General features: G+C 71.2%; 15 protein-coding genes. 10 read left to right on the top strand and 5 right to left on the bottom strand.

Going from position 1 to position 17,635, the window contains the following annotated elements; all coding sequences use genetic code 11:
* Nucleotides 1-273: 273 nt before the first annotated feature.
* From Amac_RS41990 to Amac_RS42005, 4 genes are read left to right on the top strand one after another with little or no spacing between them, the layout of a single operon-like run.
* Nucleotides 274-1,338 (top strand): GNAT family N-acetyltransferase, encoded by a 1,065-nt coding sequence (locus tag Amac_RS41990; protein ID WP_155360015.1) that lies wholly within the window; start codon nt 274-276, stop codon nt 1,336-1,338.
* Nucleotides 1,323-2,534: an MFS transporter gene (locus Amac_RS41995; RefSeq protein ID WP_155360016.1), complete on the top strand. Its 1,212-nt coding sequence runs from the start codon at nt 1,323-1,325 to the stop codon at nt 2,532-2,534. Before Amac_RS41990 ends, Amac_RS41995 begins: the two co-directional genes overlap by 16 nt.
* Complete coding sequence (locus Amac_RS42000) at nt 2,531-3,682, top strand: hypothetical protein (protein ID WP_155360017.1); 1,152 nt, start codon at nt 2,531-2,533, stop codon at nt 3,680-3,682. The genes Amac_RS41995 and Amac_RS42000 overlap by 4 nt, the downstream gene beginning before the upstream one ends.
* Entirely contained in the window at nt 3,675-4,352 is a 678-nt protein-coding gene (locus tag Amac_RS42005) for an HAD family hydrolase (protein WP_155360018.1), read from the top strand. Before Amac_RS42000 ends, Amac_RS42005 begins: the two co-directional genes overlap by 8 nt.
* Here Amac_RS42005 and Amac_RS42010 read toward each other — a convergent pair.
* The 3 genes from Amac_RS42010 to Amac_RS42020 are packed head-to-tail and all read right to left on the bottom strand — an operon-like array spanning nt 4,349 to nt 7,010.
* Nucleotides 4,349-5,278, bottom strand: coding sequence for a phosphotransferase family protein (locus Amac_RS42010; RefSeq protein WP_155360019.1), 930 nt, complete (start codon nt 5,276-5,278; stop codon nt 4,349-4,351). The genes Amac_RS42005 and Amac_RS42010 overlap by 4 nt on opposite strands.
* The gene (locus tag Amac_RS42015; RefSeq protein ID WP_155360020.1) at nt 5,242-6,273 is read right to left on the bottom strand and encodes a hypothetical protein; all 1,032 of its coding nucleotides are present in this window, start codon (nt 6,271-6,273) and stop codon (nt 5,242-5,244) included. The genes Amac_RS42010 and Amac_RS42015 overlap by 37 nt, the downstream gene beginning before the upstream one ends.
* 11 nt (nt 6,274-6,284) lie before the next feature.
* Nucleotides 6,285-7,010 (bottom strand): methyltransferase domain-containing protein, encoded by a 726-nt coding sequence (locus tag Amac_RS42020; protein WP_155360021.1) that lies wholly within the window; start codon nt 7,008-7,010, stop codon nt 6,285-6,287.
* A 204-nt stretch (nt 7,011-7,214) separates the two neighbouring features.
* On the opposite strand from Amac_RS42020, the gene Amac_RS42025 reads away from it, so the two are divergent.
* Nucleotides 7,215-7,490, top strand: a complete 276-nt coding sequence (locus Amac_RS42025; RefSeq protein WP_155360022.1) for a hypothetical protein — start codon at nt 7,215-7,217, stop codon at nt 7,488-7,490.
* 48 nt (nt 7,491-7,538) lie between these two features.
* Here the strand turns inward: Amac_RS42025 and Amac_RS42030 are convergent, their stop codons facing one another.
* Nucleotides 7,539-10,820, bottom strand: coding sequence for an ATP-binding protein (locus Amac_RS42030; RefSeq protein ID WP_155360023.1), 3,282 nt, complete (start codon nt 10,818-10,820; stop codon nt 7,539-7,541).
* 329 nt (nt 10,821-11,149) lie between these two features.
* On the opposite strand from Amac_RS42030, the gene Amac_RS42035 reads away from it, so the two are divergent.
* The 5 genes from Amac_RS42035 (at nt 11,150) to Amac_RS42055 (ending at nt 16,166) form a co-directional block, all read left to right on the top strand.
* Entirely contained in the window at nt 11,150-12,187 is a 1,038-nt protein-coding gene (locus Amac_RS42035; protein ID WP_155360024.1) for a GNAT family N-acetyltransferase, read from the top strand.
* An 88-nt stretch (nt 12,188-12,275) separates the two neighbouring features.
* Entirely contained in the window at nt 12,276-13,286 is a 1,011-nt protein-coding gene (locus tag Amac_RS42040) for an NAD-dependent epimerase/dehydratase family protein (RefSeq protein WP_218041613.1), read from the top strand.
* A gap of 27 nt (nt 13,287-13,313) precedes the next feature.
* On the top strand, nt 13,314-13,997 hold the full coding sequence (locus Amac_RS42045) for a hypothetical protein (protein WP_155360025.1): 684 nt from the start codon (nt 13,314-13,316) through the stop codon (nt 13,995-13,997).
* Complete coding sequence (locus Amac_RS42050) at nt 13,994-14,980, top strand: glycosyltransferase family 2 protein (protein ID WP_155360026.1); 987 nt, start codon at nt 13,994-13,996, stop codon at nt 14,978-14,980. The genes Amac_RS42045 and Amac_RS42050 overlap by 4 nt, the downstream gene beginning before the upstream one ends.
* Nucleotides 14,970-16,166 carry an ATP-grasp domain-containing protein gene (locus Amac_RS42055; RefSeq protein WP_155360027.1) on the top strand — a complete coding sequence of 399 codons (1,197 nt, stop codon included), beginning with the start codon at nt 14,970-14,972 and terminating at the stop codon, nt 16,164-16,166. The genes Amac_RS42050 and Amac_RS42055 overlap by 11 nt, the downstream gene beginning before the upstream one ends.
* On the opposite strand, the gene Amac_RS42060 is transcribed toward Amac_RS42055, so the two are convergent.
* A complete protein-coding gene (locus Amac_RS42060) occupies nt 16,147-17,526 on the bottom strand; it encodes an aminotransferase-like domain-containing protein (RefSeq protein ID WP_170322935.1) in 1,380 nt (459 codons plus the stop codon). The genes Amac_RS42055 and Amac_RS42060 overlap by 20 nt on opposite strands.
* Between the last annotated feature and the right edge of the window lie 109 nt (nt 17,527-17,635).

Genomic DNA, 17,635 nt, shown 5'->3' on the forward strand with positions numbered 1-17,635 from the left:
CAATCCAAACCTCCCCAGATTGTTCACGAAAACCAGAGAACGATCACTCTAGGAAGAAGAGGTTCAGAAATCCTGAAGATCCAACAAAGGGTCGGTTCGTCGCGGAAGCCGTCCGACCCGCTCACCACCAGGAACGACAGTCCGGCGGGGCTGCTGGCCCGCAGGAGAACCCTGGGGTCTTGGATTTGTCCGAAAAGGTACGGCGTAAGTGGACCTGTGGGTTGCCGCACGGCGGTGCTTTCATGAGGTCGGGATACGACCGGGGGGTGAAGCTTGGAAGTCTCGTTCGGCCGGAGCGTCCGGGGATTGTTCGCGGGCGAGGATGGCGGGGAGTTGTACAGCAGTGATGCCTGGCTGGAGCTTCTTGAGCGGGTGGGCCATGAGCATCGGTATCTGACTGTGGCCGACGGTCCGGGCCGCGCGATGGTGCCGGTGTGTGCGGGAGAGCAGGTCAGGTCTGGCCGTTATGCCGTGGGTTATCTGCTCGCCGGCCGGCTGGCCGCGCGGGAGTGTGTCGTGGCCGCGCCGCAGGCCGGGTATCGCAACGCGCCGAGGCTGGGCGGTGGCGCGACGGCGGCGCTTCTGGCGGGTGGAGTTCTGGACGCTTTTCCGGATCGGGTGACGATCATCCCCTACGTCAGCAGGGACACCGCCGAGGGCCTGCGGGCCGCCGGTGTCCAGGTGGAACCGCTGGTCAGCGATGCGTGGCTGACGCTTCCCGGGAATGGGTTCGACGACTACGCGCAGTCCCTCGCGCCGAAGCGGCGGCGTATGGTCCGGGCCGAGATGCGTACCGCGGCGGAGTCGGGGGTGCGCTATTCCGTCGTGGATCCGATGGATTGCGCGGACGAAGCCGCCGCCCTCTTCGTCGGTCAGATGCGGAAATATGACGCTAACTACCGGCGGCCTGCCAGCGACTACGTCGCATACATCAAGGAATGCGCTGGTCTCCTGAAGGGCTTCATGATCACGGCTCGGTTTCGGGGTTCCCTTCTCGGGTGTGCGGTGTTCTTCTTGCACGGCGGCACGCTCTGGGGGCGAATGCTCGGCATCGATCACCGGCAACCGGCGCACCGGCAGGTCTATTTTCAGCTCGTCTTCTACCGGGCCATCGAGCTCGCCTACGAGATCGGCGCGAGGGCGCTGCATCTCGGCATCGGCTCCTACGCGGCCAAGACGCAGCGCGGCGCCGTACTGGAAACGCTGTGGGTGGGTCTGGCCGGGAGGGATCCCGAACTGGTCGCGATCGCCCGCGCCGGCGTGCGCGAACGCCGCCGGGCCGACGCGGCGGAATCGCCTGGTCAGCAAGGGTCTCCTCCACCGTGCGCGGCTACGTAGGCGTCCTCGCCGGGCCGGTCTTCCGCCGTTACTACGCCGCCCAGTCGGCGTCGATGCTCGGGGACGCCTTCGCCCCCACGGCGATCGCCCTCTGCCTGGTCGGGACCGGTGACGACGGAGGCTGGCTCAGCGCCTTCCTCGCCGCGGTCACCCTGCCGCGCCTGGTCGTCACGCTGATCGGCGGCGTCCTGGGGGACGCGCTCCCGAAGCTGCCGCTGCTCATGGCCGGCTTTCTCGCGCGCGGCTGCCTGCAACTCGCCACCGGCCTGCTGTTCCTCCTCGACGGCCCGCTACCGGCGGCCCTGCTCTGCCAGCTGCTGTACGGCACCGTCGCGAGCATCGTGTTCCCGGTGGGCTTCGCCTACCTGCCGGTCTGCGTCGGCGAGCGGGAACTCGGCCCGGCCAACGGCCTGCTCGCCAGCACGCTGAACCTCGCGAACATCGTCGGCCCGACGTTCGTCGCCCTGATCGCCCTGGTCACCCGGGACGCGGCCGTGGCGATAGTCCTGGACGGGATCACCTTCTTCGCCGCCGCGCTGCTGATGCGCGACCTCCCCAGGGGCGCCGCGACGGGCGGGATCAGCCTGGGCGGCGGGATCGCGAGCCTGCGCGCCGGATGGGACACGCTGCGGCGGGTCCGCTGGCTGCTGCTGGAGACCAGCGTCTCCGCCTCGATGTTGTTCTTCGTGACGGCGCCGTTCATGGTGTTCGGCCCGTCGCTGGTCGAGTCCCACGGCTCCGGGGCGTGGGCGCTGGTCATGACCGCGTTCGGCGTGGGCAGCGTGCTCGGCGGCACGGCGGCGGGAGCGGCCCAACCTTCCCGGCCGGTCCTGTGGGCCGGAGCCGGGTTGGGCCTGCTCGCCTTCCCGCCGCTGACTCTGGCCCTGGACCAGCCCTTCTGGATCATCTGTGTGGCGGAGGCCGGAGCCGGTGTCGGGATCGCCGCCTATTCGGTGCTGATGTCGTCATCGATCCAGGAATCCGTGGAGTCCGGGCTGATGGCCCGGGTCAGCGCGGTCTCCTCGGCCGGATCGTTCGTGCTGTTCCCGCTGGGCCTCCTGATCGCCCCCGTGGTCGCGGGCGGAACCGGGCAGTCCGGTGTCCTGATATTTGGCGGCTTGTGGGCGGTCGCGGGGACGCTGGTCCTGGTGGCCAGCCGCGACGTGCGCGCCTACCGCGCGGAGGGCCGGGGGTGAACTGGACATCGTCGCCGTCGATCGACGCCGTCGCGGAGCGGCTGCTTGAGCGTGAGCTGGAGCGGTCGGCCGCGTGGCTGCGGGCTGAAGAGAGCAGGGTCGCGGACCGCCAGAGCTACGTGACCGTCCATGCCGAGGACGGTCAGGCGATCGGCATGGCGGCCTGCTACCTGGTCCCCCGCGCCGGAACGCATCGCGCGTACCAGCCGGCTGAAGTCCTGCTCGGCGCGCGAGCCGAGCAGCTCGCCCGGCGAGGCGAGCTGGAACGCCTCGCCGCGCTGCGGCGGATCGCCGCGGACCGGTGCGGCGACACGCTGGTCGTCGTGGCGCCGGGTACGGCCACGGCATCGGGCGTGGTCCTCGCGCATGAGCAGGGGATCGCCGAGACCTTGGTATGCGCGGTGGAGTCGGTCGCGCGATCCTGGGGAGCCACGCATGTGGAGTTCGCCCATCTCCAGGCGACGGGTCGAGATCGTTGGATCGCGGAGGTCCTCGACGCGCGGGGCTACGCCGACGCGCTGGTCGGCGCCAACGCCGTTCTGGACGTGACGTTCCCCAGCCTGGACGCCTACTTCGCCGGTTTCACCGCCAACCGGCGCAAGGTGCTGCGCAAGGAGCGCCGCCGCTATCTCGACGAGGGTCATCGGGTGTCGGCGGGCAGCGGCCTGACCGACGACCTGGTCCCGCTCCAACTGGAGCGCTACCTGAGGTACGGCTTCGAAGCCGACACTCACGCCGTCCGGGATCGCTTCGCCCGCGCGCGCACGATCCCCGGCCTCCAAGTGGTACGGGCGGACAGCCCGGACGGCCCCGCCGGATTCGTCGCCTGCTACCACGACCCGCATCGCTCCCGCCTGGTGCCCCGGCTGGGCGCCTTCGGCGGCGACCGGGCCGGGGTGTACTTCAATCTCGCGTTCTACGAGCTGATCACCCACGCCATCGAGATCGGCGCACGGTCGATCCACTACGGCACGCACTCCTACGAGGCGAAGACCCACCGGGGCTGCCGCCTCGAACGCCTGCACACCCGCGTCCTCGCGCTGGACGGCGACCAGGACTGGCTGGCGGACGCGGCGGCGCTGCGCGGCGGGCTGGAGGAGTCCGAACTCGCCCGCTTTCACCACCAGAACGGAAACCAGGTTGCCTGACACGATCACCACGGTGCTCTTCGACGCCGCCGGAACGCTCTTCGACCTCGACCCCCCGATGGCCCGGCTGATAGCGGACGAGGTGGTTCCAACGACTCAAGCGGAGATCGAGCGCGCGGTCAGCCTGGTCGGCACGTCCGAGGGCTGGCCCGACGACCAGAGTTCGGCGTCCGCGCGCGTCGCGGCCTGGTCCCACTTCGTCGGAAACGTCCTGCGCGCGGCCGGTCAGTCACACCCGGAGCCACGGACGATCGCCCAGAAGATCCTGGACCCAACCCGATATGTCCTGTATCCCGAGGCGCGGCCGGTGCTGGACCTGCTGACCACCGCCGGTATCAGAATCGCCGTCGTGTCCAATTTCGACGACCTGCTGTACGAGATCCTCGACGCCACCGGCATCACCCGCTATTTCCCGCTCATCGTGACTTCGTACCGTTTCGGCGCCTACAAGCCCGACGCGTCGATCTTCCGGTACGCACTCGACCAGACGGGCTCACTCCCCCACGAGACACTCCACGTGGGCGACTCCCCGTATTCCGACATCGGCGGCGCCACAGCGGCGGGAATTCACGGCGTGCTGGTGGACAGAACCGGCCGGCACTCCTCATTCGCGGGCACCCGAATCCCGTCCTTGACCGGCGTGGTGCCGCTTATCAAGATGTCTGGTTAATGCCAGCCCGCGCCGAGCGTCGTGAGCAACTCGGTGACCCGGGCCGTCTGCGCTGGAGCCAGATCCGGCCGGGGCGCCACCGAAAGGAAGACCAGGGCGAGCATCACGGCGGCGTCGAGACGGTAGAAGCAGTCGGCGACCCCCTCCTCCGAGAGGCTGGCTGCGTAGCCCTTGCGGATCAGTGCCTCGTCCAGGCCGTTCTCCGGGATTCTGGCGTATTCCGACATACGCGCCAGCTCCATCCGCGGGTCGCCGACGAGCGCGTTGGACCAGTCGATGACCGCGCGCACCAGGCCGCCCCGGCAGAGGAGGTTCTGCCGCCGGACGTCCAGGTGCAGCAGGGCGTGGCGGGCCGGAACCGCGGCGAGCCGCCTGGCGATCGCGGCGGGCGACGGCAGGCCGCCGAGATCCGGCTGGAGCGCTTGGAGGCGGCGGAATCGTTCCGGCAGCCGTTTGGCGATCAGCTCCGGCAGGGACATGCCGTACTGCAGGACTGGGCAGGGTTCCGGCGCGGGCAGGTCATGCAGGGTGGCCAGCAGAGCACCCACCGACGCCCAGTCGGGGTCCCCGTCGTCGGAGGCGACGAATCGGGAGATCAGGACGGGAAGCCCCGTGCCGGTCTGGTGCCGTCCGAGGACCTCCGCGACCGGGAAGCCCTGGGGTGCCAGCCACTCGGCCAGCCGCTGCTCCTGGTCGAGCAGGAGTAAGGCTTCGACACCCACGTTGTTCGCCGTGTGGAAGGTGCGCGCCCGGGGCATCCGGACGACCAGGTCCTCGCCGTCCGGACCGGTGCCCCGGAAGACGAGGAACTCGACCCCGCCGTTCAGCGGCGCCAGCCGTACGATGCCGAGAGCGGCAGCCAGGCCCGCCAGCTCGGCGGGAACGCCGCTCACCCGGAGAGCCTTCGCCACGACCGGCTCAGCCACGCCTCATACCGGGACCCGGACGGCTTGTCCACCACCAGGCAGAGCGGCTCGATGACACGCCCCCGCCCCCCGGCCAGGCCGCCGTGCAGGGTGGTGAGATTGTGCCCCACCAGCAGGTCGAACCGCTCCCCCGGCACCTGGACCTCGTAACGCGCGCGGAACTCCGGCCAGGTCAGGCCCATCGCCAGCGAGGTGACATTGCAGAACACCCGGGTGACCTCGCCGGCGCAGCCGCGGCACGGGCAGGTGCCGCTCAGGGTGTGCAGCAGCGGGAAGCGCTCCTTCATCTCCGCCGCGACCGTCCGCTCGCAGTGCAGCAGCGGCACGGCCAGCAGGGCCGTCTCGGTCAGCCCCAGCATGCCGCCGACCGTGGGATAGGAGAAGGAGTGCGTCAGGCCGGCGTCCAGCGCCCGCCTGAGGTTGTCGCCCAGCCAGCGCGCGGTGCTGGGCACGTCCGGGTTGCCGATGAAACGGGCGGACTTCACGTCTTCGAGGATGCGCAGCCAGTCGTAGTACGTGGTCACGCTCAAGGCCTCGCCGGGGTCGGCGATGAAGATCCCTTGATACATCTTGTGCGCATGCGTGGTGGTGTACCCGGAGCTGGAGAAGGTACGCCAGGCGGGGTCCCAGTCCGGCTCGTCCAGGACGCTCGGGGTGAGATACGAGGCGTGCTGGCCGTCGTGGTGCGGCAGCAGCGAGCGGCACGAGAACGGCTCGGGCACGGGGGTCGCCTGGGCGGCGTCGATCTCCAGGCCCAGGTCGTCGGGCGCGCCCGCGCGGATCAGCTCGGTCCGCAGTTCGGCCGCGACCCGATGCGCCAGCCGGCGGCTGGCGTCGCCGTCGAGCCGGAGCATCCCGATCTTGAAGACGACGAAGCCGTAGCGCTCAAGGCCCGCGACCGCGTTCTCGGCCACGACCGGAGCCGTCTCCGGCCAGAATTCCTCGTGTTTCATCAGCGAGCAGTCGATCAACTGCTCCATCAGGGGAAATCTCATCGTTCTGCTTTCTATTTGACTGCGAGGAATCCCTCGAAACAGACGTATTTCTGCACGGAGACCACCTGGCCGAACCCGGCGGCACGCAGCGAGGCGATGTTCTCCTCGCTGGTCAGCGGCGCGAGCACACCTTTGAGGCTGCGCGACTTCCCCAGCACCTCATCCGGCGTGTACCCATTGCTCAATTTGAAATCCTGATAAATCTGCTGCGCCAAATCCTGGAACATCGGGCTGGCCGAGCGGACCTTCTCGTAGACGACGACGGCGCCACCCGGAAGCAGCGCGGAGTAAAGGCCGGCCAGCAGCCGCTGCCGCTGATCGGGGCGGAGGAACTGGAGCGTGTAGTAGATCGCGGCGAAATCGAATCCCTCGAACTCCAGGGCGGTGGCGTCGGCCTCGATGATTTCGATTTCCGGATTCCGCGCGCAGCGCAGCCGCGCTTCCTCCGCCATCCGGGGTTCGACGTCCACGGCCAGGAATCGCACGTCCTTGCCGTGGTGCCGCCGGGCGAGCGCGCGGATCAGGGTGCCGGTCGAGCAGCCGATCTCGTAGACGACCCCGCCAGGCCTGACGAAGAACTCGGAGAGCTGGGCCACCAGTTCGTGCCCGTCCCGGTAGTACGGAATGCTTTTGTCGGCGTGAATGTCGAAGGTGTCGCAGACATCGCCCGCGAAAGTCCACCTCCCGTGCGGGCTGACAATGCCGTCGCCGACCGCCGTGCCATGGAACAAGTTCATAGTTCATGAAACGTCGCCGGGCGCATCGCGCACAGATCCACTCGGAATGCGCATTGACCCGCAAGTGGTCCGATCAGGGGGTCCACTCTGGCCCTTCGTTTTACCGCAAGTGGCCCTGGGCGGTGCGGCCAGGAAAGGGTCCCATGGATTTCGCAAGTCGCGTCGGACGCCCGGCGCGAAAGAAATCATCCTTGGAGGAAGTCAATGGCTTCAGAAAGCGCCGCGCACACCCGCGGGCGTGCGCTGGTCCTGCTGGCCGGGATCGGGGTGGCCGTCGCCGCCTTCCTGGCCAGCGGTGCCGCGGACGCCCGCGTCGGGGCCCTGCCCCGGTGCGGCACCGAGCTGCCCATTCCCGGGCACCCGGGCGAGACGTACGAGGTGCTCTGCCCGATCGAAGGTCCGCCGCCGCAGGACGAGGTTCCGTACGACTTCCAGGAGCCAGACCCGAACTGGCCCTGGCCCGGACCTCTCCACCCCTGATCGGTTGGACGCTCCTGGGGATGCCCCGCGCATCTCCAGGAGCGGGCGTCACCGGACGGTGAGCGGCCGCGGCGATCCGCCGACCCGGCGCAGGCTCGCCGCGACGGCGTTCTGGAGGGGCGGGGCCCCGCAGCGGGCGGCCAGCTCCAGCGCGGCCTCCAAACGGGTCCGCGCGTCCGCGAGTCGGCCGGCGCGCAGCAGTGCCTCGCCGAAGGCGCGCAGCGACTTGGCCTGCTCCAGGTTGGCCTGGGTGGGGTCCAGCAGGCGGACGGACTCGGCGAGCATGTCCAGCCGGCGCGGGCCGGATTCGACCGAGGCGGCGAACCGCAGCGCCCGGCCGACGGCCCGCGGGGTGCCCCACGCGGTCGCGACGGCCAGCATCTCCCCGGCGGCCTCGCGCGCCTCCTCGCCCCGCCCGAGCAGGGCCAGGCAGCGGACCAGCGGCGCGCGCCAGTCCGAGACCAGCGGGTTGACCAGCGGTTTCCAGCCGCACTCGTCCCGGGTGGCCAGCACCGTCTCGAAGGCCCGCCGGGTCTGGCCCAGGGCCAGGTGCACGGTGATCTCGCCTGGGGCGTACAGCACCGCGGTGACGCCGGCGACGTGCCGGGACCTGACCTGCTTGAGCACCTCGGCGGCCTCCTCGACCTCGCCGCGGGCCACCAGCGTCTTCAGCAGCGCGTTGGCGATGAACGGCTCGCCGATTCCGCCGGGCTCGCCCTGGCAGCCCTCCCACGACTGGCGCGCGTCGGCGAGCGCCTCGGTCAGGCGGCCGAGGGCGTACATGATCTCCGCGCGGTAGAAGAGGGAGGGGGTGATGCCGCGCGGGGAGCCGGTGCGGCGGCTGTGCGCGAGCGCCGCCTCCACTGACGGGAGCAGCGCGGGCGAGTCGCACGGGAGCAGGGCGTACCAGGCGCAGGTCAGCGGCGGCTCGGCCAGCGGATGGCCGATCAGACGGTCGCCCGCGATGACGTTCAGCCCTCGCCGCTCGGCCGCCTCCCGCCGGTTCTGGTGCGTGTCGTGCAGGGCGAGGCCTGCTTCGAGGATGAGCCCGCCGATGGACGTGCCGGGCGGCTCGGCCGCGTAGCCGTCGATCAGCGCGACCAGGTCGGAACCGTAGCGGGTGCCGTAGGCCACCATCGCGGCACAGCCCTGCAGCGCCTGCCTGGCATCCGCGGACATGCTCAGGTCGCGTTCCAGGGATGCCTGGCAGACGCGAGCCGCCTCCCTGGGGCGGCTGGTCAGCCAGAGCGTGCTGGCGAGCCCGTGGGAGATCCGCGCCCGCGCCTCGGGGTCGGGTTCCCTGGCCAGCGCCTCCGACAGCCGCTCGATGGCGGGCCCGGTGCCCACCAGCGCCTCGGCCATGCCGAGCCGGGCCAGGATCCCGGGCCGCCGGTCCCCGAGATCCTCCGCCAGGGCCCGGCGCAGGAAGTCCACCGCGCAGGTCACCGAGCCGCGGGCCAGGCTGAGGTCGGCCGCCTGGGTGAGCACCCCGACCGGGTCGGGCGCGCCGGCGCCGGGCGGGACCTTGAGCAGGTGGGTGGCGGCGGTGATCGGATCCTGGCCGCGGCCGGCCGTCTCGGTGGCGCGCAGGTGCAGGTCGGTGCGGAGCGCCATCGGGATGGCGTCGTAGACCGCGGTGCGGATCAGCGGATGGTCGAAGGCGAATCTGGCGGGGACGCCGTCGGCGACGATCAGCTGGCTGGACAGCAGCGGGACCAGCGCGTCCATGGCCTCGCGGGGGGAGATCCCGGCGATCTGGGCCAGCCAGTCGCTGCCGGCCGCCTCGCGGAGCACGGCCAGGATCCGGGCCACGTCCACGGCGGCGGGCGGCAGGTGGCGGAGCTGCTGGGCGACGAACCTGGTCACGCCCGCCGGCAGAGTCCTGCGCGCGTCGCCGCCGGAGGCCGCGAGTTCCCGCATCAGGAACGGGTTTCCGCGGCTCATTGCGTGGCACCGGCCGGCCAGCTCCGGGTCCGGCTCGGCGTCGATCGCCTCGGCCAGCAGTTCGGCGCAGCCGTCCCGGCTGAGCGGCCGCAGCACCCGGATGGTCGCGTGCGGCAGGCCGGCGATGGCCGAGGTCAGGTGGCCGATGCGGTCGTGGCCTGGCCGGAGGGCGAGGACGAGCACCACCGGCAGCGCGTCGAGGCGGGCGGCCAGGAAGGCCGCGAACCGCACCGAGGGCGTGTCCGCCCAGTGCAGGTCGTCCAGCACGATCACCAGCGGGTGGTCCGCCGCCAGCCCGGCGGTGCGCCGGTAGAGCGAGCTGAGGACGCGGTACTCGCCATCCGGCGTGGCGGGGACGTCGTCCACCTCGGTGTGGCCGGGGAAGAGCTGCCGGGCACACGCCCACGCGTAGTCGGGCTCCAGGTCGGTGCCGCGGGCCGCGGCCAGCGGCCAGCCCAGCGCGGCGGCCCGCTTCCTGGCGTGGTTGAGCACGCTGGTCTTCCCGATCCCCGCCGGTCCTTCGAAGATCAGAACCTGTCCGGTACGGGTGGCCGCCGCGTGATCGAGCGCCTGGTCGATGAGGCTCGTCTCGGCGTCCCTTTCGATCAGGGCGGGGCCCGCGAGCCGTCCGGACCGCTCGGGTACGGGCGCGCGATCCAGGGCCGGGTCCTGGCGCAGGATCGCCGCCTCCAGGTCGCGCAGCGGCGCGCCGGGGTCGATGCCGAGGTCCTCGCGCAGCCGGTCGCGCAACCGGCGGAAGACGGCCAGGGCGTCGGCCTGCCTGCCGCTGCGGTACAGGGCGATCATGAGCTGCCCGTGCAGGTCCTCGTCGAACGGGTACAGCTCCGCCAGGCCCGGGAGTTCCGGCACCAGCGAGGCGTGCTGGCCGAGTTGCAGCCGGCATTCCACGGCCGCCCGCTCCGCCGCTCGCCGCATCCGCTCCAGCCGGTCCGCCTCCCGGGCGAACCATGACAGGCCGGACACGTCGGCGAGGGGCTGTCCCCGCCACAGGCCCTCCGCCCGCTCCAGGGTGGCCAGCCGTTCCACCGGTTCTGCGGTGTGCCTGGCCCGCTCGATCAGCTGCTCCGCCTGGCTCAGATCGGTCCCCCACCCGGTGAGCACGTATCCCGGGGGGCGCGCGAGGATCTCCCCGCGCGCCCCGAGCAGGCGCCGCAGGGACGACACGTGCCGCTGCAGCGAGTTCGCCGCGGTGGCGGGGGGTTCGCCGTCCCACACCGCGTCGATCAGCTGCTCTGCGCCGACCACCTCGCCCGGCCGCAGCGCCAGCCGGGCCAGCACGGCCTTGCGCCGCAGACCCGGCAGCGGCATGGCCACGCCGTCCACCGTCACATCCACCGGACCCAGCAGCCGCACCAGGACTGACATGAACAAGATCACCTACCGTACGGTTCCACGTCGCTGTGGGGCTCGCCTCTCTAAATGTGGCGTTCCATCCCGTTCCAGGTGGTGTTCCAGCGACTGCGGGAGGCCGTAGGAGTCGTCTGCGCGGGCACGACGCGTACCTTTTCGGCTTATGGGCGGGGCGCGGTTTCGGGCATGGCGAATAGCCCGAATATGCCCCAGTTAAACGAATACCCGGCCTTCCTGATTTGGCGCTGACGTGGCGCTGACGTCTGAAATAACACGCTTTTCCCGCGAATCAGTGGATCCGCCGCTGTGCGATGCTTTAATCCCGACAAGACAGGAAAGGCCCGATGGGCGTTGAGCTTGTGGACCCGCTGAGCGACCCGGAACCCTCGGGATGGCGCGATCTTCACCGGGACGAGGGGCTGACCGCGCCGTGGTCCTACGACGTGATCCGGGAGGCGGCCGGCTCGGCGCGGGCGGGCGTGCTGCCCGCCCTGCTTCACGACGACGGGCGGCCCTGCGGCATCGCGATCGGCCTCTACCTCGGGCTCGGCCGCGGCAGGCGGCCCCGGCCGCGCCGCGAGCCGGTCCTGCTCGACGTCCGGGTGCCGGGATACTCGCACGGCCCCGGCTGGCACTTCGCCTCCTGGGTCCCGCTGGAGCGCCGGCGCCTGCTGCTGCGCGACTACGAGCGGGCCGTCCTGGCCTGGCTGGGGAAGGGCTGCGCCGGTCTCGTCTACCGGGGCATGACCGCCGCCGACCTGCCCGTGGTGGCGCGCCGGGCGGCCTTCACCCAGGCCGCCGCCACGTCCGGGAGCATGCCCGTGACCTGGTCCTCGGCCGAGGAGTGGCTCGGCTCGCTGCGCGCGAGCCGCCGCAAGGACCTGCGCAGGCAGCGCCGCATCGTGGCGCGCTCGGAAGACCTGGAGGTGGAGATCGGGGCCGGGCGCGCCGACCTCGGGCCCGAGGAGCACGCGGAGATGGCGCGCCTGCACGACGACCACGAGCTGCGGCTCAAGTCGATGTGGGAGCCGCACGTGCCGCTGCCCGCGAGCTACTTCGCCGCCCTGCACGGCCGCCCCGACGTGGTCACCGCGACCTACCGGGAACGCCAGGGGCGGCTGCTGGCCTTCGGCGCCCTGCTCGATCACCCCACCCATCCGAAGCTGGGCTCCTGGGCGGCGGTCGACCCCGGCGAAGGCGGCCGCAAGCACCTCTACTTCTACCACTACCTCCGCCTGATCGATCATGTGGCCGGCAGCGGCGGGCGGCGCGAGCTGTCCGCCGGTCAGGGCATGTTCGAGGTCAAGGGTTCGCTTGGATTCCAGCCCGTGCCGATGTGGCGGGTGGTCGTGCCGCGATGGGCGGCGGGACGAACCGCATAGTCCACTTTCTCCGCCGCAAGTGGTTCTGTGATCGCCCGGGAAGCGGGGATAGATTTCCGGCAAATCATCCCGGAACATTAATGGAGGCATGGTGAAGAGTCCCGTTCTCATCACGGGAGTGGCGGGGTTCCTGGGGAGCCATTTAGCCGACGCGCTGCTGGCGGAAGGGCATCAGGTGCGCGGCGTCGACAATCTGATGGGCGGCTACAAGGACAACGTTCCCGGCGCGGTGGATTTCCGGGTCGCCGACTGCCGCGAATCCGGGGCGTACGCCGATCTGCTGGCGGGGGTCGAGACCGTTTACCACTGCGCCGCCGCGCCGTACGAGGGGCTCAGCGTGTTCAGCCCCTTTCACGTGCACGAGCACACCTGCGGCGCCACCGTGGCGCTGCTGTCGGCCGCCGCCGCGGCGGGCGTGGGCCGTTTCGTGTTCTGCTCGTCGATGTCCAGGTACGGCGATGGCCGCCCGCCGTTCGCGGAGACCGACGAGCCCGCCCCCGTGACGCCGTACGGGATCGCGAAGTACGCCGCCGAGCTCATGGTGCGATCGGTCTGCGAGGCGCACGGCATGGAGTTCAACATCGCCGTCCCGCACAACGTCATCGGCCCCCGGCAGCGTTACGACGATCCTTACCGCAACGTCGCCGCCATCATGATCAACCGCATACTGCGGGGAGAGCGCCCGGTGATCTACGGCGACGGCTCCCAGCTGCGCTGCTTCAGCTTCATCTCCGATGTCGTGTCGTGCCTGGCCCGGCTCGGCGCGGACGCCCGGGTGCGCGGCGAGGTCGTCAACGTCGGCCCGGACGAGGATCCGGTCTCCGTGCTCACCCTGGCCGAGACCCTCGCCGAGCTGATGGGGGTGCCCAACGATCCGATCTTCGTGCCGGCCCGGCCCCTTGAGGTCCACCATGCCACCTGCGACTCCGGCAAGGCGCGCAGGCTGCTGGGCTACGAGACGGGGACCACGCTGCGGGACGGGCTGCTGAGCATGATCGATTGGATCTCGGCGCGCGGGCCGCGGGAGTTCGACTACGGCCTGGAGCTGGAGATCGTCTCGGCGCTCACGCCCAGAACCTGGACCGACCACCTGATCTGACCGCATCACAGACCACTCGGAGTCCCCATGCCTGTAGACGCCTTACCAGAGCACCGCGCGCCGTTCCTGCGGGCGAACGCGGTCACCCTCGTCGCCGGGACGACGGGCCTGGCGCTCGCGGCGATCGTGTGGCTCCGGCTGCCGCACGAGCACACCATCGAATCCCTGTGGATCTTCCTGTTCAAGCTGCTGCCGTTCGTCGCGATGAGCGTCGCGATCGCGTGGCTGGATCCGGCGTGGGCGCGGTGGCTGCGGCTGCCGATGATCCTCATCCCCTGCTGCTTCCTGATCTTCTACGCCGTGTTCATTCCCCGGATGTTCTTCGTCGCCGGTGAGCCGGGCTCGGAGTACTACTACACGGTCCTGACCCTGGTCCCGTTCATCATCCTGTCCATCGCGCTTGCCTACCGGCTCGGCGGCGGCTCGCGTTCGGGCACGCTGCGGTTGTGCGGGGCGATGATCATCCTCCAGCTTTCCGGGCTTGAGGATCTGGCCTTCCTGGTCATCAACCCGCACACCGATCCGGCGTGGACGCCCATCCCGGAGGTGTGGCACTGGGCCGAGCACATCAGGGTCAGGCTCGGGCACTATCCGGCCAAGCACGAGGCGTACATCTTCATCGCGGTGCACGTGGCGCTGGCGATCGCGGTGCTGGCGGTGCCTGGGCGGGCGGTCCTGTCGCTCACCCGGCGGCTGCGGCGGTCTCCGTGACCGGGCTGACGGCCGTGGTGCCCTGTTTCAACGAGGGCGAGCAGGTGGCGGTCGCGCATCGCGCCATCGTGAACGCGCTCGGCGTGATCCCGGAGCTGGAGATCATCTTCATCGACGACGGCAGCTCGGACGACACGCTGGAGCACATGCGCGCGATCGCCGCGATGGACGGACGCGTGCGGTACATCTCCTTCTCGCGCAACTTCGGGCTCTCGGCCGCGATCAGCGCGGGGTTCCGCTACGCGAGCCGCCCGTGGATCGTCCAGCTCGACGCCGACCTGCAGGTCCCGCCGGACCAGACGTGGGTGCTGCTGGCCGAGGCGGCCAAGGGCTATGACGTGGTGTTCGGCACCCGGCGGGTCCGGCATGATCCGCTCCTGCGCCGGCTGGGGGCCGCCGGCCACCAGTGGGCGGCCAGGCGGCTGCTGGGCGTCGAGGTGCCGATGGGGGCCTCGTCCTTCCGGGTGCTCCGCGCGCCGGTGGCCCGCACCCTGGCCGAGCTACGGATGAACAACGCGTACTTCGCCGCGAAGGTGCCGCTGGTGACCTCCCGCTATACCGCGGTCGAGACGACCCACCAAGCCCGGGAGTCCGGGGGGTCGCGGTTCCGCCCGCTGCGTCTTGGCGGGCACGCCTTCGAGCTGTTCTTCGGTTTCTCGTGGCGGCTGCTCAACGCCGCGTACCTGATCGCGGCGGTGGCGGCGGCCGTGGCCGCCGCGGTTACCGTGGGCTGGCTGCTGGGCGTGGTCGCGCCGGCGGGCGTGGCGCTGGCGGCACTGGACAGCTCGGCGCTGACCGTCGTCGTGTGCGCCCTGTCGGCGCGCTACCTGCACCGGTTGATGCTGGACGCCACGCCGTTGCGCGCCTTCTACATCGCCGAGTCGAATCTGGACGTCCGGCCCGAGGACACCCTGGACGGGGGCGTGCCCGCCGTACCGCCACCCGCGTTGCCCCTGGAGAAGGAGCACGATCATGGCGGCTGAACTGCTGGTGCTGGGGGCCGGGGAGGAGCAGTTGCCGCTGTTCCGGGAGGCGCGCCTGCGGGGTCTGCGCACCATCGCGGTGGACTGGCGGGACGACCGCCCGGGGGTGCCACTGGCCGACCGGTTCCTGCGGGTCTCGACCCGCGACCACGACGCCGTCATCGCGGCGCTCGGCGAGACCCGGCCGAGCGGCGTGGTGTCGGCGGGCAGCGACATGTGCCTGCTGAGCTGGCACATGCTGTCCCGGCGGTACGGCACCCCGCACCTCTACCCCCGGGAGGCCGCCGACGCGTCGATGGACAAGGCCGCCTTCCACCGGATCGCGCGGAGCGCGGGCCTGCCCGGCTACCGGTGGGCGGTGACGCGCCGGGCCGAGCCGATGCCCGGGCTGGAGTTCCCCGTGGTGGTCAAGCCCGTTGACGCCTCCGGGGGCAAGGGGGTCGCGCTGGTGCGCGAACCGTCCGCGCTGGTCGCGGCGCTCGCCGCCGCACTGGCGCATTCGGTGTGCGGCGAGGTCGTCGTGGAGGAGTTCCGCGAGGGCAGGAACATCACCGTCGAGGTCTTCCTGCGGGACGGCGCGGCCGCCTTCTCCGTGCTCACCGAGAAACGGGTGATCCCGGGCCCGGGCTTCCTGATCGGCGGGCACACCTGCCCGGCCCAGATCGCCGCGGAGTCACGGAGGAGGATCGTCGAGGCGGCCCTGCGGCTGTGCGCGGCGATGGGATGGCGTGACGGGCCTGCCCATTTCGACGTCATCCTGGCTCCGGACGGCACGCCCTACGTGCTGGAGGTGGGGGCGAGGCTGTGCGGCAACGGGTATCCGCGACTCACCCGCGCGGTGTACGGCGTCGACACGGTCGGCGCGCTGATCTCCCTCGCGCTGGGCGAACCTTACGACCTGACGCCGCGGCGGCACGGCCACGGCATCATCCACGTGTTGCGCTCGCCGTACGAATGGGACGGGGTGCTGGCCCGCGTCGACGGCCTCGACGAGGTCAGGGCGCTGCCCGGGGTGGCCGACGCGGAGGTGGTGACGCCCGTGGGGGCGCCGGTTCATCCGTTCACGCAGTCGGGGCACAAGCTCGGCTATCTGGTGGTGACCGGCGACTCCGCCGAGGACGCGGAGGCCACGCTGAAGACGGCGCTCGCGACGCTGCGGCTGGTGATCACTCGCGGGCCGCGCTGACCGTGCGCCGGATGACCCGCAGGGTGGTGCCGAGCACCGCCTCGCCGAGGTGGCCGAACCCGATGACGAGCCCGTTCAGCGCGGGCGACCGGGGATGCACGTAGGAGTCGAGTTCGGTGAGGTGGATCCGCTGGACGGCGAGGGCGCGGACGACCCGCTTCGCGCACACCTCGTCCGGCAGCAGCAGCGTCGCCGTGCCCCCGGCCCGCAGCAGCCGCGTGCCGGGCAGGTCGCCCAGGGCCTGCCAGACCAGCCGCCACAGCGCGGCGTGCCGCCCGGCGAGCCGAGTGAGGTGCGCGGCCATGCCGCCGGAGGCCAGCAGATCGCTGACGGCCAGCTGCACGAGCGGCGACGGCTGCTCGTAGTGGGCAGGATCGGCCTTCGCGATCGTCTCCGCCAGGCCACTCTCCACGACGGCGAAGCCCAGGTGCAACGCCGGGGTCAGGACGGCGCCGAAGGAGCCGATCAGGGCGGCGTGCTCCGCCCGCGCCAGCGACATGAGGGGCGGCAGCGGGCTGACGTCCAGGTCCAGGACACCGCCCAGGGCCGGTTCGATGAGGAGCGACCCGCGCGTGCGCGCGTCCTCGGCCAGCGCCCGCCTGCGCTCCAGCGACAGCCGCGCGCCCAGCAGCGGGTTGCGCTCGGGGGTCAGCACCGCGGCGTCCCAGTCCCCGCGCATCAGATCGAGGCGTACGCCCTGGTCATCGACCGGGACGGACGACACCCGGCCCTGCCTGGCCGCCACCGTGCGCGCCATGGGCAGCGCGGGACACTCCAGCGCGATCACCGGGTCCTCGCCGAGGGCGCTCAGCACCAGCCGCAGGGCGCTGTCCTGGCTGCTGGTGACGACCACCTCGTGCCGGTCCAGCACGATTCCCCGCGCCTGGAGGAGGTGCCCGGCGATGGCCGCGCGCAGTTCCGGCAGCCCCAGCGGCGGCGCCTCCGCGACGCCGGGGGCGATGTAGCTGACCGTGCGCCAGGCCGCCCGCCAGGCCGGCAGCGGGAAGCAGTCCGAGCTCGGCCGGTCCGGCCGCAGATCGATGGCCGGCGCCGGTCCCGGCCTGCCGGACGCGGGGGCCGTGCGCGCGGCGTCCAAGGAGTCTTTCGCGACGTAGGTTCCCGAGCCGACCACTCCGGTGATGTACCCGTCGGCGTAGAGGGCGTCGTAGGTTCCGACCACGACGCCGCGCGACACCTTCAGTATTCTCGCCAGCGCCCGGGTGGAGGGCATCCGGGTTCCGGTGGCGAGCCGGCCCGAGTCGATGGCCGCCTTCAACTGCGTCAGCAGTTGCTCCTGGAGCGGCGGGGCCTGGTCTCTGTCTAGGAGCAGAGGAACGCTGAGTCGCTGTGGCTGGCGCATTTTCTCCCCGGAACGCGTCTTTCCGTCGCCGCCCCCGCCGGCGGCGCTTGACCCCTTCATGGTGTCCGGGCGGCCTGAAAATCCGCTGACGCGGTGCTGAAGCAGGAGG

The organism is Acrocarpospora macrocephala (assembly GCF_009687865.1).
GTDB classification, from domain to species: domain Bacteria; phylum Actinomycetota; class Actinomycetes; order Streptosporangiales; family Streptosporangiaceae; genus Acrocarpospora; species Acrocarpospora macrocephala.